14 protein-coding genes are annotated in these 13818 nt (G+C 67.4%); 6 read left to right on the forward strand and 8 right to left on the reverse strand.

The features are described from left to right. The first annotated feature begins 229 nt into the window (after positions 1-229). A complete protein-coding gene (locus SriyCCGPB3_RS06800; RefSeq protein WP_110711743.1) occupies positions 230-1462 on the forward strand; it encodes a porin in 1233 nt (410 codons plus the stop codon). Positions 1463-1543: 81 nt separating this feature from the next. Here SriyCCGPB3_RS06800 and nth read toward each other — a convergent pair whose 3' ends face one another. From nth to SriyCCGPB3_RS06815, 3 genes are read right to left on the reverse strand one after another with little or no spacing between them, the layout of a single operon-like run. After that, positions 1544-2236 carry an endonuclease III gene (gene nth, locus SriyCCGPB3_RS06805; protein ID WP_110711744.1) on the reverse strand — a complete coding sequence of 231 codons (693 nt, stop codon included), beginning with the start codon at positions 2234-2236 and terminating at the stop codon, positions 1544-1546. Then, positions 2236-2589, reverse strand: a complete 354-nt coding sequence (locus SriyCCGPB3_RS06810; RefSeq protein WP_049399879.1) for a hypothetical protein — start codon at positions 2587-2589, stop codon at positions 2236-2238. The genes nth and SriyCCGPB3_RS06810 overlap by 1 nt, the downstream gene beginning before the upstream one ends. Positions 2590-2593: 4 nt before the next feature. Beyond that, positions 2594-3376: an enoyl-CoA hydratase/isomerase family protein gene (locus tag SriyCCGPB3_RS06815; RefSeq protein ID WP_107432509.1), complete on the reverse strand. Its 783-nt coding sequence runs from the start codon at positions 3374-3376 to the stop codon at positions 2594-2596. A 168-nt stretch (positions 3377-3544) separates the two neighbouring features. On the opposite strand from SriyCCGPB3_RS06815, the gene SriyCCGPB3_RS06820 reads away from it, so the two are divergent. The 3 genes from SriyCCGPB3_RS06820 (at position 3545) to SriyCCGPB3_RS06830 (ending at position 6085) form a co-directional block, all read left to right on the forward strand. Continuing rightward, positions 3545-4246, forward strand: coding sequence for an FKBP-type peptidyl-prolyl cis-trans isomerase N-terminal domain-containing protein (locus SriyCCGPB3_RS06820; RefSeq protein ID WP_005408797.1), 702 nt, complete (start codon positions 3545-3547; stop codon positions 4244-4246). 136 nt (positions 4247-4382) lie between these two features. Further along, positions 4383-5186, forward strand: coding sequence for a CoA pyrophosphatase (locus tag SriyCCGPB3_RS06825; RefSeq protein WP_110711746.1), 804 nt, complete (start codon positions 4383-4385; stop codon positions 5184-5186). Further along, complete coding sequence (locus tag SriyCCGPB3_RS06830; protein WP_110711747.1) at positions 5183-6085, forward strand: sulfurtransferase; 903 nt, start codon at positions 5183-5185, stop codon at positions 6083-6085. Before SriyCCGPB3_RS06825 ends, SriyCCGPB3_RS06830 begins: the two co-directional genes overlap by 4 nt. Before the next feature lie 317 nt (positions 6086-6402). Here SriyCCGPB3_RS06830 and SriyCCGPB3_RS06835 read toward each other — a convergent pair whose 3' ends face one another. Beyond that, a complete protein-coding gene (locus SriyCCGPB3_RS06835; protein WP_110711748.1) occupies positions 6403-6969 on the reverse strand; it encodes an N-acetylmuramoyl-L-alanine amidase in 567 nt (188 codons plus the stop codon). Positions 6970-7041: 72 nt separating this feature from the next. Between SriyCCGPB3_RS06835 and SriyCCGPB3_RS06840 the strand changes: the two genes are divergently transcribed. Then, a complete protein-coding gene (locus tag SriyCCGPB3_RS06840) occupies positions 7042-7569 on the forward strand; it encodes an alpha/beta hydrolase (protein WP_049399884.1) in 528 nt (175 codons plus the stop codon). 145 nt (positions 7570-7714) lie between these two features. Continuing rightward, positions 7715-9853, forward strand: a complete 2139-nt coding sequence (gene rlmKL, locus SriyCCGPB3_RS06845) for a bifunctional 23S rRNA (guanine(2069)-N(7))-methyltransferase RlmK/23S rRNA (guanine(2445)-N(2))-methyltransferase RlmL (protein ID WP_049423319.1) — start codon at positions 7715-7717, stop codon at positions 9851-9853. Between the two features lie 120 nt (positions 9854-9973). On the opposite strand, the gene SriyCCGPB3_RS06850 is transcribed toward rlmKL, so the two are convergent. The 4 genes from SriyCCGPB3_RS06850 to SriyCCGPB3_RS06865 all read right to left on the reverse strand — a co-directional run bounded on the left by SriyCCGPB3_RS06850 (position 9974) and on the right by SriyCCGPB3_RS06865 (position 13781). Continuing rightward, a complete protein-coding gene (locus SriyCCGPB3_RS06850; protein WP_153856912.1) occupies positions 9974-10303 on the reverse strand; it encodes a DUF3325 domain-containing protein in 330 nt (109 codons plus the stop codon). Continuing rightward, positions 10300-11937, reverse strand: a complete 1638-nt coding sequence (locus tag SriyCCGPB3_RS06855) for a PepSY-associated TM helix domain-containing protein (protein WP_110711749.1) — start codon at positions 11935-11937, stop codon at positions 10300-10302. The genes SriyCCGPB3_RS06850 and SriyCCGPB3_RS06855 overlap by 4 nt, the downstream gene beginning before the upstream one ends. Further along, positions 11934-12248 carry a DUF3649 domain-containing protein gene (locus tag SriyCCGPB3_RS06860; protein WP_164162308.1) on the reverse strand — a complete coding sequence of 105 codons (315 nt, stop codon included), beginning with the start codon at positions 12246-12248 and terminating at the stop codon, positions 11934-11936. The genes SriyCCGPB3_RS06855 and SriyCCGPB3_RS06860 overlap by 4 nt, the downstream gene beginning before the upstream one ends. Positions 12249-12494: 246 nt before the next feature. Next, on the reverse strand, positions 12495-13781 hold the full coding sequence (locus SriyCCGPB3_RS06865) for a DUF445 domain-containing protein (RefSeq protein WP_350260011.1): 1287 nt from the start codon (positions 13779-13781) through the stop codon (positions 12495-12497). Positions 13782-13818 lie beyond the last annotated feature (37 nt).

Raw genomic sequence — 13818 nt, forward strand, 5'->3', positions numbered from 1 at the left:
GCGGTCGGTCCGGGCCGGGACGCTGATACATGACGCCATATGCCGCAAGGGATCGACAAGCATGTGCCCGCAAATGAGTCGTACGCATGACCGCACGAAGAAATCTGTGGTTGGTGCTCAGGTTGTCATTCGGCTGTCATGGTTTTAACGGAATGTTCGCAAAACGCTTGACCGGCCTGCCGGCGTGGCGTTCTGCCCAAGCCATTCCAACCCTCTGGAGAAATCCAAAATGCGTTCCCATTTGCTCGCCGCCGCGGTCGTTGCAAGCCTCGGTCTGGTTTCCGCCGACGCCTTCGCAGCCCCCGCCAGCACGGGCGTATCCCAGGCACAGCTGCAGCAGCTGCAGGCACAGATCGCTGCGCTGCAGGCCCAGGTCCAGCAGTTGCAGAACGATTCGCAGGCGCTGCAGGCGCAGTCCGATGCGCAGTCTGAAGTGAACATCACCCAGGCACAGGCCCTGGAAGGTGCGCAGAAGACCCAGACCAGCGTCGACAAGCTGGCCAAGCTGGTCAATGACAACAAGATCGGCGGTCGCATGTTCTTCGACCTGACCAACATCGACAAGACCAGCAACGGCAAGGACACCGCCGCCAGCGGCACCGGCCTGGACGTCAAGCGCTTCTACTTGACCGTCGATCACAAGTTCAACGACATCTGGTCGGCGAACCTGACCACCGACTTCCAGTACAGCTCGGCCATCGGCAACACCGAACTGTTCGTCAAGAAGGCCTACGTGCAGGGCAGCTTCGACCCGGCCTTCAACCTGCGCGTCGGTGCCGCCGACATGCCGTGGATTCCGTATGTCGAGAAGTTCTATGGCATGCGCTATGTCGAGAACACCCTGACCGACCGCCTGAAGTACGGCAACTCGTCCGACTGGGGCCTGCATGGCTTCGGCAACCTGGGCAACAACTTCAACTACGCGGTCTCGGTCGTGTCCGGCGCCGGCTACAAGAACCCGACCCGCAGCAAGGGCATGGACGTGGAAGGCCGCGTGGCCTACACCCCGAACGAGAACTTCGTGGTCGCCGTCGGTGGCTACAGCGGCAAGCTGGGCAAGGAAACCGACATCCAGAGCGCCGAGAACACCTACACCCGCGCCAACGCGATGGTCGCCTACGCCAGCAGCGACTTCCGCGTCGGTGGCGAGTACTTCCAGGCCAAGAACCTCAACAACGTGATGACCGTTGCCACCGACAAGACCAGCGGCTGGTCGGTGTGGGGCAGCGTGCGCGTCACCGACGGCGGCATCAACGTGTTCGGTCGTTACGATGACACCGACGTCAGCAAGACCCTGGACCCGACCCTGAGCGACAAGTATTGGAACGTCGGCGTCGAGTTCCCGGTCATGAAGAACCTCAAGCTGTCGACCGTGTACAAGTACACGCACCTGGCCAACGCCGGCGACAAGAAGAACGACAAGACCAAGGAGTTCGGCGTCTGGGGCGACCTGTCGTTCTGATCTCCTGAAGCACCCTTGTCTACAAACGAAGACGGCGGGCCTTGTGCCCGCCGTCTTCGTTTCGTCACAACACGAACGCCGTCACGCCTCGGCCGGGGTCTTTTCCTTGAACCGGCACAGGTCGGCGATCACGCAGCCCGGGCAATCCGGCTTGCGCGCCTTGCACACATAACGTCCGTGCAGGATCAGCCAGTGATGCGCGTCGAGCAGGAACTCGGCCGGAATCACCTTCACCAGTTTGTCTTCCACTTCGCGCACATTCTTGCCCGGGGCCAGGCCGGTGCGGTTGGAGACGCGGAAGATATGCGTGTCCACCGCCATCACCGGTTCGCCGAAGGCCGTGTTGAGCACCACGTTGGCAGTCTTGCGGCCGACACCCGGCAGGGCTTCCAGTGCTTCGCGGTCGCGAGGTACTTCGCCGCCGTACTTCTGCAGCAGGATCGCGCAGGTGGCAATCACGTTCTTCGCCTTGGCGTTGAACAGGCCGATGGTGGCGATGTACTGCTTCAGGCCGTCTTCGCCCAGGGCGAGGATCTTCGCCGGCGTGTTGGCCACCGGGAACAAGCGGCGCGTGGCCTTGTTGACGCCGACGTCGGTGGCCTGCGCCGACAACGCGACCGCCACCAGCAGTTCGAACGGCGAGCTGTACTCCAGTTCGGTCTTCGGGTGCGGATTGAGTTCGCGCAGACGGGTGAACATTTCCACCACATCGGCGCGCGGCATCACGCCGCCACGGCGCGCCGGTGCACGCGCGGTTTTCTTCGCAGTGGCCATTATTGCTCCTTGCCGGTGGCGCGGGCCTTGGCCCGGGCGAGGATGGCGGCGGCGGCCGGGGGCAGGGCGGGCTTCACGTCCGGCGCCGGGGCCGGCGTGCGTCGCGCATCGCGTTCGGCCTCGCGGCGGGCCAGGCGCACGGCACGGGCACGGTAGCGTTCGCGTGCGGCCCAGGCCGCGTGCAGCTGCTGCTGCGCCTGCTGCAGGCGTCGTGGAAGGTCCGGGTGGCCGGGCAGCAGCTGTTCGTCGCCGGCACGGGCGACGTAGTCCATCAGTCCGGCCTGCAGGGCGCCATCGAGATCGTCTGCCTGGACCCGGGCGAACAGCTGCGCGGGGTTGGGTCGGGATGCCATGGCGTCAGCGGTTCTGGAAGGCCGGTGGGCGGCGCTGCAGGAAGGCGCTGGTGCCTTCGCGCATGTCTTCGGTGGCGAACAGCAGGCCGAACTGCGCGCTTTCGTACTCCAGCCCAGCCTCCAGGCTGCATTCGCCGCCCACGTGTACCGCGTCGAGCAGCCCACGCAGGGCCAGCGGGGCCGAGCGTGCCAGCTGGCGGGCGATGTCCTGCACGCGGTTGTCCAGCGCGTCGGCCGGCACCACCTCGTTGACGATGCCCAGTTCCAGCGCACGCGCGGCGTTGATCGGTGCACCCAGCAGGCACAGCTCCAGGGTGGCGGCGCGGCCGCACAGGCGCAGCAGGCGCTGGCTGCCACCGAAGCCGGGAATCAGGCCGAGGTTGATCTCCGGCTGCCCGACCTTGGCCGTATCGGCAGCAATGCGCAGATGGCAGGCCATCGCCAGCTCCAGCCCGCCGCCCAGGGCGAAGCCGTTCACGCGCGCGATCACCGGCTTGGGCATGCGTTCGATCTGGCGCATCAGGGCCTGGCCCAGAAGCGAGAAATCACGTCCCTGAACCGCGCTGAGAGTGTTCATCTCGGCGATGTCGGCACCGGCCACGAAGGCCTTCGGGCCGGCACCGGTCAGCACCACCACACGCACCTCCGGGTCGGCGGCGGCGGCGCTGAACGCCTCGGCCAGCGCCTGCAGGGTCGCGGCATTCAAGGCGTTGAGCTTGTCCGGGCGCTGGACGGTCACGGTGCGGATGGCGCCGTCGTCGGCGACGGCGATCAGGGCATCGGCCACGGGGAAAACTCCTGAAACGTTAAAAAAAAGTGAGATTGAACTCCGCGAACGCAGACGGGTCTTAGCCTGCATCGTGAGTAGCGGTTACACGTTGTGCCCGTTATCCTAACCCGTCGCCTCAGGGCGGCGCAGAACGTCCCTGAGTTACCACCCCTGGAGAACTGTTTGATGAAGTTGCGTTCTATCGCGGTCGCCGTCGCGGCCCTGGCCCTGACGGGCAATGCCTTCGCCCAGGACGTCTCGTCCGAAAAGGGCAAGCTGAGCTACTACTTCGGTTACGACTACGGCAACAACCTGGCGGAGCTGACCGGTCGTGGTGAGCAGCTGGACATCAACTCGGTGGTGAAGGGCCTGCAGGACGCCTACGCCAAGAAGCAGCCGGCGATCACCGCCGAGCAGCTGAAGCCGGCCGTTGAAGCGTTCCAGAAGCGCGAGCAGGGCCGTGCCCAGGCTGCCAAGGCCGAGTACGAAAAGGCTGCTGCCGAAAACAAGACCAAGAGCGATCAGTTCATCGCGGCAAACAAGGCCAAGGCCGGCGTGCAGTCCCTGCCGAGCGGCGTCCAGTACCGCGTGATCGAAGCCGGCAAGGGCGCCAAGCCGACCCAGGCCAGCACCGTGCAGCTGGAAGTGGCCGGTCCGTTCCCGTACGGCCAGCGCCCGACCGAAGCCCGCCCGGCCCAGCAGATTCCGTCGATCAAGGTCAGCGAAGTCGAAATGAAGGCCATGCGCGAGACCCTGCTGCAGATGCCGGCTGGCTCGAAGTGGGAAGTCACGCTGCCGCCGGACCAGGCCTACGGTGCCGACCCGCGCACCCCGTTCCCGCCGAACGTGGCTGTGCAGTTCGAGATCAAGCTGGTCAGCGTCAAGTAAATCGAAGCCGTAAACGAAACGCGCCGGTGATCCCACCGGCGCGTTTTTGTTTGCGCGGAGCGCGACGCTGCCACGCACCGCAGAATGACCCCGCGCAAATTCAGCCCGATCGCGCTACTGTTGCCGAGTGCAAACAATGGAAGAAACGGCGCGTGTTGTCGCAAGTCCCTGCATCGGAGTGTGCACGCTGGATCCAGGCCGGCAATGCACCGGCTGCGGGCGGCACATCGATGAAATCGCACGGTGGTCGTCGATGAGCAACGACGAGCGCAGCCGCATCCTGCATCGCGTGCAACCGCTGCGCCAACAACTGCAGCAATCACTGCGCGGTTCGCTGGCCGACCACGAACGCTTGATGCGCGCGCTGCATCCATTGGCCGAGCCGCCGGCCGGCGACGGTTGGAACCGCAGTGAACTGATCGATCTGCTGCCGCCCGGGCCCCCGGTGGAAGCCGCCGTGCTGGCGGGCATCGTGCCGCGCGCCAACGGTGCGCAGGTGATTCTTACACGGCGCACCGAAACCCTGCGTACCCATGGTGGCCAGGTCGGTTTCCCCGGTGGCCGCACCGAACCCGATGACCGCGATGCGTTGGCCGCTGCACTGCGCGAGAGCCAGGAGGAAATCGCATTGGCGCCCGGCCAGGTGCAGGCGCTGGGCTATCTCGATCCCTTCGTGACGATCACCGGCTACCGGGTCACGCCGGTGGTGGCCGTGGTCGATCCGGATTTCGTACCGGTGCCACAGCCCAGTGAAGTGGCCGAAGTGTTTGAAGTGCCGCTCGATTACCTGATGGCAGCCGACAACCTGCACCAGGTCGAAATCAATCATCGCGGCCGCGTCCGCCACGTCCTCGAATATGGCTGGCCCGGCCAGCGCATCTGGGGCGCCACCGCCGCCATCCTCTACAACCTGCGTCGCCGCCTGGAGCAAGTGCAATGAAGCCGATCGATCCGCCGTGGACCACCCTGGTCGATGTCGCCACCCTGGCCGCTGCATTGGGCGAGGGCGTTCGCGTGGTCGACGCACGTGCTACTGCCAGTACCGCCGTACGCGTGGTCGATGCACGTTCCTCGCTGGCCGATCCGCAGGCGGGTAACGGCCAGTATCTGGCGGGGCATGTTCCGGGCGCGGTGTATGCCGACCTCAATCGGGACCTGTCGGATCTGACCCGCAGCGGCCACGGCCGTCACCCGCTGCCGGACAGCGATGCCTTCGCCGCGAAACTGGGCCAGTGGGGCATCGGTCCCGACACCCAGGTGGTGGTCTACGACGGCAGCGATGGCAGCATGGCCGCCGCGCGCCTGTGGTGGCTGCTGCGCCTGATCGGGCACAGCAAGGTGGCCGTGCTCGACGGCGGCATCGCCGCCTGGCAGGCCGCCGGTCACACGCTGGCAACCGGGCAGGGCGAAGTCACCGCGCTGCCAACTTACCCGGGCCGTTTCGACACCACCCAGATCGCCAATGCCGATGAGATCAGCGCACGTCTGAAGCACGCGCCGGGCTGGCTGGTCGACGCACGCGCGGGTGAACGCTTCCGTGGCGAAGTGGAGCCGCTGGATCCGGTCGCCGGCCACGTGCCGGGCGCGGTCAACCGCCCGTTCGCATTGAACGTACTCGACGGCCACCTGCGCGACCCACAGGAGCTACGGGCCGAACTGCAGGGCGTGATCGGCAACCGCGATCCACAGCAGGTGGTGCTGATGTGCGGCTCCGGCGTGACCGCCTGCCACCTGCTGCTGGCGATGGAAACGGCGGGCCTCTCCGGCGCGCGCATCTACGCCGATTCGTGGAGCGGTTGGGTGAGCGACAGCAGCCGCCCCGTGGCCAGCGGCGCCTGAGCCGCGCGGGGTCGGATCCGTTTTCCAACGGAAAACGGCTCTGACCCCATCAACTGAAAATCCGGGTCAGAGCCCGTTGCGTAGCCACGGGATCCGACCCCGTGTCGAGCAAGGTCGACACCCACCAACAGCAGCAGAGATCTGTCGAAGGCGGGGTGGGTCCGGTTGCGAGGGTGTCCGCGGCATGGATGCCGCGGCCAAGCCCCCATGGACGGGTTTACGGCGTCCCTCGCAACCGGACCCATCCCGCCATCCCACGGATTGCCCGCTTTTGATGTTGATGTTGCCGCTGCGGGTACAGGGCGCAGCCCTGTCGATCAATCCAGCCCCTGCAACGGCACCTTCGCCAGAATCCGCGCCCACGGGAACAGCGGCCCCGGATCACGCTTGCGTGCCACCATCAGCGCCGGGTCATCGCTGGCCGGCACCTGCTCCAGGTCCAGCTGGTCATGCCCGGCAATCCGCCGCAGCGACGGATAGCGCACCACCAGCGCCTGCAGCAGCCGTTCCAGCGCCTGCAGCTGTGCCTCGGTGTAGGGCTCGTCCATCGCCTGCTGGCGGCTGTCGAACCAGTGCGGGTAGCGCCCGGTGTTGACCAGCTCGATGCCCAGCGTATGCGCGTTCATGCCACGCACGTGGTGGGCCACCCGTTCCGGTGCCACGTACTGCACCACGCTGCCATCGCGGTCGATGTAGAAGTGGCCGCTGTTGCCGGCGCCGCTGTCATACAGCACGCGCTCGCCGTATTCGCGGGCCATCGCCAGATCGGGCAGCTCGGTGCAGTGGATCACCACCATCTCCAGCGTGGCCGGGTCGCGCAGCGGCAGACGGTCTTGGTAGGGCAGGGGCTGCAGCTGCAGGCCGGGCAGGAGCGGGTTGGGCATCCGGCGATGCTAGCATTGCGGCATGAACCTGCCTTCCCTTTCCTCATCGGCCCGCTCGCACGGAGCACGCGCATGAGCCGCGGCCACTGCATCCTGTCGCATGGTTTCGAGAGCGGCCCGGAAGCGACCAAGGTCACTGCGCTGGCCGACGTGGCGCAGCGACTGGGCTGGACCCATGAGCGTCCGGACTACACCGACCTGGACGCGATGAGCGAGGTCAGCCGGGTGGGCGATGTGCCGACCCGGCTGCGCCGCCTGGTCGAACGCACCGCCATCGCTGCCCAACAGGGCCCGGTGGTGCTGGCCGGCTCCAGCCTGGGTGCCTACATCTCTGCCATCGCCTCGCTGCAGGTGCCGGTGGCCGGCCTGTTCCTGATGGTGCCGCCGACCACCATGGGCCCGATGCCGGCGCTGGACGCCGCCGCCGTGCCGACCACCGTGGTCCAGGCCTGGCATGACGATGTGGTGCCGGCCGCTGGAGTGATCGCCTGGGCTCAGGCGCGTTCGGCGCAGTTGCTGCTGGTCGACGACGGCCACCGCCTGGAGCACCACGTGGAGGCCTCCGCGCAGGCCTTCGAGCGCCTGCTGCGGCAACTGTGAAGCCCGGGCGCACGGCGCGCCCGCCCGCATTGACTACAATGGCAGCCCCGCCGCCCCCGGCGCGGGCCTGCCGGCCGTGCCTACGGCCCTCCTTTCCGACTGGCCCGGCCCCTGTGCCGCGCCCGACCACCTGCGAACCGATCCCGTGAAATTCTTCGTCTCCTGCGCCAAGGGCCTGGAATACCTGCTTGCCGATGAACTGTCGGCCCTGGGCCTTGGCAAGGCCACTGCCACCATTGCCGGCGTCAATGCCGAGGGCGAACTGGAGCAGGCGCTGCGGATCGTGATGTGGTCGCGCCTGGCCAGCCGCGTGCTGTGGCCGATCGACGAGTTCGACTGCCCGGACGAACAGGCCCTGTACGACGGCGTGCGTGCGCTGCCGTGGCACGAGCACATCAAGCCGGAGATGACCCTGGCGGTGGACGCGCATGTGTCGGGCGACAAGATCACCCATGCCCGCTTTGCCGCGCAGCGGATCAAGGACGCCATCGTCGACCGCATGCGTGATGAAGGCCTGGAGCGCCCGTCGGTCAACACCGACCTGCCGGATGTGCGCGTCAACCTGTCACTGCGCAAAGGCCGCGCCTCGCTGTCGATCGACCTCGGCGGCGGCCCGTTGCATCGCCGTGGCTGGCGCGGCGCCGCCCACGAGGCACCGCTGAAGGAAAACCTGGCCGCCGCGCTGCTGCTGCGCGCGCAGTGGCCGCGCCTGCACGCTGCCGGTGGCGGCCTGCTGGACCCGATGTGCGGCAGCGGCACGCTGCTGATTGAAGGCGCGCTGATGGCCGCCGACGTTGCTCCCGGCCTGATGCGCCATGGCAGCCTGCCGCCGAGCCGCTGGCTGGGCTTCGACAAGGCGGCCTGGAAGAGCATCCAGAGCGAGGCGCGTGACCGCGAAGCGGCTGGCCTGGCCGCGCTGAAGCCGGTCATCCACGGCAGCGACATCGACCCGACCGCGATCCAGGCGGCACGCGAGAATGCCGAGGTGGCTGGTGTTGCCCACGCGATCCGCTTCACCCGCGCCGATGTGGCCGACCTGGCCGCGCCGGAGCAGGAGATCGGTGCGGTGGTCTGCAACCCGCCGTACGACGAGCGCCTGGCCGCTGATCCGGCGCTGTACCGCGCGCTCGGCAACGCCCTGCAGAAGGCCGTGCCGCAGTGGCGCGCCAGCCTGCTGTGCGGCAACGACGAACTGGCCTTTGCCACCGGCCTGCGTGCAGGCAAGAAGTACCAGATGTTCAACGGTGCGCTGGAATGCGCGCTGATCGTCTGCGACCCGATCGCCGTGCCGGGCCGCGACCCGGCGCAGCCGCGCGAACTGAGCGAAGGCGCGCAGATGGTGGCCAACCGCCTGCGCAAGAACCTGAAGAAGTTCAAGAGCTGGCGCGCCCGCGAGGACATCACCTGCTTCCGCGCCTACGATGCCGATCTGCCGGAGTACGCGGCAGCCATCGATGTCTACGAGGAAGACGGTGGCAAGCGCCGCACCTTCCTGCATGTGCAGGAATACGCTGCACCGGCGGCGATTCCGGAGAACGACGTGCGCCGCCGCCGCAACGAGCTGCTGGCGGCCGCGCGCGAAGTATTCGGCGTGCCGCCGGAACAGGTGTCGATGAAGTCGCGCGAGCGCGGCAAGGGCGGCAGCAAGTACGGCCGTTTCGAGCAGCGTGACGAATTCATCGTGGTGCGCGAGAACAACGCGCTGCTGCAGGTGAACCTGTTCGACTACCTGGACACCGGTCTGTTCCTCGACCACCGCCCGCTGCGCCGGATGATGGCCGAGCAGGCGCGTGGCAAGCGTTTCCTCAACCTGTTCTGCTACACCGGCGTGGCCAGCGTGCAGGCGGCGGTGGCCGGTGCCGCCAGCACCACCAGCGTCGACCTGTCGGCCACTTACCTGCAGTGGTGCTACGACAACCTGGCGTTGAACGGGCAGGGCGGCAACCAGCACCTGCTGGTGCAGGCCGATGCGATGGCGTGGCTGGAAGGCGACCGTGGCCAGTACGACGTGATCTTCTGCGATCCGCCGACGTTCTCCAACTCCGCGCGTGCCGACGACTTCGACGTGCAGCGCGAACAACTGAAGCTGCTGCGCGCGGCGGTGGCGCGGCTGGCACCGGGTGGCGTGCTGTACTTCTCCAACAACTTCCGACGCTTCAAGCTGGAAGAGAACGCCATCGCCGAATTCGCCCAGTGCCGCGAGATCACCGCGCGCACCATCGGCCCGGACTTCGAGCGCAACGCGCGCATCCACCGCGCGTGGGAACTGAAGCGGTTGGGGTAAGCCGATGCCCGGGGTCGGATCCCCTGCGCGAAGCGCAGGGGCTCTGACCCCATCCGGATCTACGTACCCGGGGTCAGAGCCCTTGCGCTGCGCGCAAGGGATCCGACCCCGGTGGCTCTGCTACAGCAACGCCACCAGCAGCCCGGTCACGGGCAGCGCGATCGCCAGCGGCGCGATCCATTTCGGCCGGTACGGGTACAACCCGAACGACAACGCCACGCCGCCGACGGTCATCACGCCCAGCCACAGCACCGGGCCCATCGCCCAGCCGTGGTCGACCACGCACAGTGCGAACGCTACCGCCAGCAGTACCCAGCCCAGCACCCGCCACTGCGTGCGCCGTGCCGGGGTGGCTGCAGCCTTGCCGTGCAGATCGTGCTGGTGCTTCTCCATCGCCAGCGACAACGCGGTGAACGCAGAGAACGACAGGGTCAACGCCAGCAGCATCATGCGCTGGCCTCCGCTTCGGCGGTTTCCACAGCGTCCACCGGGGCCTTGGGTGCCGCTGCGGCGGCAGCACGCTTCTTCTTCTCGGCTGCAGACAGCGGTGGCGTCCAGCGCTGCATGCGCCAGCCACACAGCGCCAGCATCGCGCCGAACGCGATCATCGACAGATCGAAGCCCGCCAGCACCCAGTCGCCGTTGCGCAGGGTGATGCCCAGGTGCGCATGCGTGGTCAGTGCATTGACCACCGGCACCAGCGCGAACGCCGCCGCACCGAGGTACAGCTGCCAGGCCCACATCATCCGCTTGGGCCAGATGAAGGCGGCCAGCAGTGCCGCACCCCAGGCGTAGAAGAACACGTTGGCTTCGGCGCTGGAGCGCTCGGCGATGTCCAGCGGCAGCAGGCGGTTGCCCCAGAAGTAGGCGGCGAAGGCGATCGGCAGGCCGGCCACGGTGCCGATGTTCAGCGCATCGACCAGGCGCAGGCCGAAGCCGATGCGGCCACTCTTGGCGTGCTTGGGCCGTTCCTTCACTGCCCACAGCACCACGCCGCTGGCCACCATCAGGCAGCCGACCAGGCCGGACAGGAAGAACAGTGCGCGCAGGCCCCAGTCGGCGAAGCGCGCCAGGTGCAGGCCGTACAGCACGCCGCGGGTGGCGGTGGCGCCACCGGAAGGCGGTGTTTCTTCCAGCAGCGCACCCGTGATCATGTTGTAGCGCACGGCCGGTGTGTCGGTGGACAGGCGCTTGCCGTCGCGCTGGCGGATGTCGATCACCGCATTGGCCGCGCCCGGATGGGACACGGTGAAGCCGGCCACCTCCACGCCGTGCCAATGCGCGCGTGCGCTGTCCAGCAGCTGTGCGATCGGCAGCGGGGTGGCGCGGCCTTCGGCCGGCGCGGTCACCTCCGGCATGCCGCCGAAGGCCTCGAAGAAGAACTTGTCCTCGTCCTGCGGGTAGGCCACCTTCACGCCCCACGGCAGGTACATGATCATCAGCGTGACGATGCCGGTGTAGGTGATCATCGCGTGGTAGGGCAGGGCCATCACCGCGCTGACGTTGTGGAAATCCAGCCAGGAACGCAGGCCCTTGTCTTTGCGGAAGGTGAAGAAGTCCTTGAAGATTTTCTTGTGGGTGATGACACCGGTGATGATCGCCACCAGCATGAACATCGCGCAGAAGCCGACCAGATAGCGGGCCCACAGCACCGGGATGTAGTGCAGGTCGAAGTGCAGGCGGTAGAAGAAATCACCGCCGCGGGTCTCGCGCGCTTTCAGTGCCTGGCCGGTGTTCGGGTCCAGCGTGGCATCACCGAAGCCACCACGGCGGCCACGGCTGGGATCGGCCAGTTCCGGTGGCAACCGCCAGAACATCTGCATGGCCGGGTTGCGCGGCTGCGGCAGGGTGACGAACCAGTTCTCGGCCTGCGCGGCGTTGGCCTGCAGGTAGTCCACCGCGCGCTGTGCGGCGACGTCGATGCTGACGTTGCTGGACGGCAGTTCCGGACGCATCCAGCGGCTGATTTCCTCGCGGTAGTAGCTGGCCGTGCCAGCCATGAAGATCAGCAGCAGCAACCAGCCAACCAGCAGGCCGGTCCAGGTGTGCAGCCAGGCCATCGACTGGCGGAACCCGTTCTTCATGCCCAGGCCCCCAGCAGGCGCGCAATGACGGCCATCAGCAGCGCGGGCGCGAGGATACCGACCCAGGCGCGCAGCGCGCTGCGGGTGGCGAATGCCCACAGTGCCGCACAGGCGGCGACCAGGATGGCCAGCAGCATGCCGGTCAGCACGGTCTGGCCACGTGCGCCAGGCAGGGCCACGGCGCAGAACACGCTGGTCACCGAGGCCAGCGCGTAACCGCCGAAGATCGCGGCCAACGAGCGTGACAGCACGCCCCAGCGCGGGTTGGAGAAAAAGGTGCGGGGGCTGGCGGTTGCGGGCGAGCGGTCCACGGCATTCCTGCAGGTAGGAGAGGGGATGGAACGCGTCCGCGGCCCCCTTGCGCCCTGCGCATGTCGCCCAGCGTGTCCCATCGACGAAGCACGGCCCGCGCAGACGGGCAGTCCAGAGGTCGGGGATGTACACGGGCGATGGGTGCGTCTTCCGCACCCGATTGGCTAAGCGTACAATCGATCAGTAAATGATAGGCATTCGCATTTTATGAATCAAGCGTGATGATCCGAAGGGCGCGCTGAGGCCTAGAACCCGAACACCACCGTCGCCGCATGCAGCAGCAGGCCGATCAGGCCACCCACCAGGGTGCCGTTGAAGCGGATGAACTGCAGGTCGCGGCCCACGCTCAGTTCCAGCTGCTCGACCAGGTGCCGTTCGTCCCAGCTTTTCACGGTCTGCGCGATATGCGTGGTCACGCCTTCGCGCAGGCGGCCGGTCAGACGCTGGGCGCCCTCCAGCAGGTGCTGGTTGAGGGCCTCGCGCAGGGCCGGGTCGGCCTGCAGGCTGCTGCCCAGCGAGGCGAGGCTGCGCTGCAGGTGGCCGACCAGCGCCGAGTCCTCGCGCTGCAGGTCGGCGCGCAGGCCGGCGTGGATGCGCGCCCACAGTCCCTGCACATACTCCTGCAGGGCGGGGTGGTCGATCATTTCCTGCTTGAGCTGTTCGATGCGCTCGGCCAGGGCCGGGTCCTCGCGCAGGCGCTGCACGTAGTTCTGCAGCCAGGTCTCGTAGTCCTGGCGCAGCGGATGCTGCGGCTCGGCCAGTACCTGCTGCAGTTCTTCCAGCACCGCCCGCGCCAGGCGTTCGGCCAGGCTGTCGCCGATCTCATCGATCGGCTTGACCCAGTTCACCGTGCTCGACAGCGTCGGCCATTCGCGCTGGATATAACGCACGATCAGCTGCGAGGCACGTTCCTTCACCTCCGGCTGCTCCAGCCAGCGCCCCAGCCGCTGCAGGCCTTCGTCCAGCACGCGCTGGTGGCGTCCGTCGGCGGTCAGCAGGGCCAGCAGCTCACCGGCGGTGGCGGCGGCATTCCACTGCCGCAGCTGCTGCACCACGAAGGTGTGCAGCTGCCGGCGCACCGCGGTTTCGTCGAAGAAGTCCAGAGCCTGCAGGGCCCAGCCGCGGGCCATGTCGGCCAGCATCCGCGAGCGCGCGGGGTCGGCCAGCCAGCTGCCGAGGCGGCTGGCCGGATCGAACACCTGCAGCTTTGCCAGCAGCACACCCGGCTCCAGGAACTGGTCGCGCACGAACAGGGCCAGGCTGTCGCCGATGCGTTCCTTGCTGCGCGGGATGATCGCGGTGTGCGGGATCGGCAGGCCCATCGGCCGCCGGAACAGGGCAACGACCGCGAACCAGTCGGCCAGTGCGCCCACGGCTGCGGCCTCGCAGAAGGCCGAAACCCAGGCCCAGATGCCGCGCTCGCCTTGCCAGTGGCTGACCGCGAAACCGGCCAGCATCAACAGCAGCAGGCCCAGCGCGAGGGCTTTCAGGCGCCGCAGCTGTGCGCGGCGCGGATCGTTGGCAGACGTCATGCCGGAAGTCTACCTGCCAGCGGATGAGCACCGGGTA

The sequence above is a fragment of the Stenotrophomonas riyadhensis genome, from assembly GCF_040256885.1.
GTDB lineage: Bacteria > Pseudomonadota > Gammaproteobacteria > Xanthomonadales > Xanthomonadaceae > Stenotrophomonas > Stenotrophomonas riyadhensis.

Excerpts from the sequence above, each read along its gene's own strand:
- SriyCCGPB3_RS06855 (WP_110711749.1), bottom strand. The coding sequence starts at position 11,937 with ATGAAGAACGGGTTCCGCCAGTCGATGGCCTGGCTGCACACCTGGACC.
- SriyCCGPB3_RS06865 (WP_350260011.1), bottom strand. The coding sequence starts at position 13,781 with ATGACGTCTGCCAACGATCCGCGCCGCGCACAGCTGCGGCGCCTGAAA.
- SriyCCGPB3_RS06840 (WP_049399884.1), top strand. The coding sequence starts at position 7,042 with ATGAGCCGCGGCCACTGCATCCTGTCGCATGGTTTCGAGAGCGGCCCG.
- SriyCCGPB3_RS06810 (WP_049399879.1), bottom strand. The coding sequence starts at position 2,589 with ATGGCATCCCGACCCAACCCCGCGCAGCTGTTCGCCCGGGTCCAGGCA.
- SriyCCGPB3_RS06825 (WP_110711746.1), top strand. The coding sequence starts at position 4,383 with ATGGAAGAAACGGCGCGTGTTGTCGCAAGTCCCTGCATCGGAGTGTGC.
- SriyCCGPB3_RS06820 (WP_005408797.1), top strand. The coding sequence starts at position 3,545 with ATGAAGTTGCGTTCTATCGCGGTCGCCGTCGCGGCCCTGGCCCTGACG.
- SriyCCGPB3_RS06835 (WP_110711748.1), bottom strand. The coding sequence starts at position 6,969 with ATGCCCAACCCGCTCCTGCCCGGCCTGCAGCTGCAGCCCCTGCCCTAC.
- SriyCCGPB3_RS06830 (WP_110711747.1), top strand. The coding sequence starts at position 5,183 with ATGAAGCCGATCGATCCGCCGTGGACCACCCTGGTCGATGTCGCCACC.
- SriyCCGPB3_RS06850 (WP_153856912.1), bottom strand. The coding sequence starts at position 10,303 with ATGATGCTGCTGGCGTTGACCCTGTCGTTCTCTGCGTTCACCGCGTTG.
- SriyCCGPB3_RS06800 (WP_110711743.1), top strand. The coding sequence starts at position 230 with ATGCGTTCCCATTTGCTCGCCGCCGCGGTCGTTGCAAGCCTCGGTCTG.
- nth (WP_110711744.1), bottom strand. The coding sequence starts at position 2,236 with ATGGCCACTGCGAAGAAAACCGCGCGTGCACCGGCGCGCCGTGGCGGC.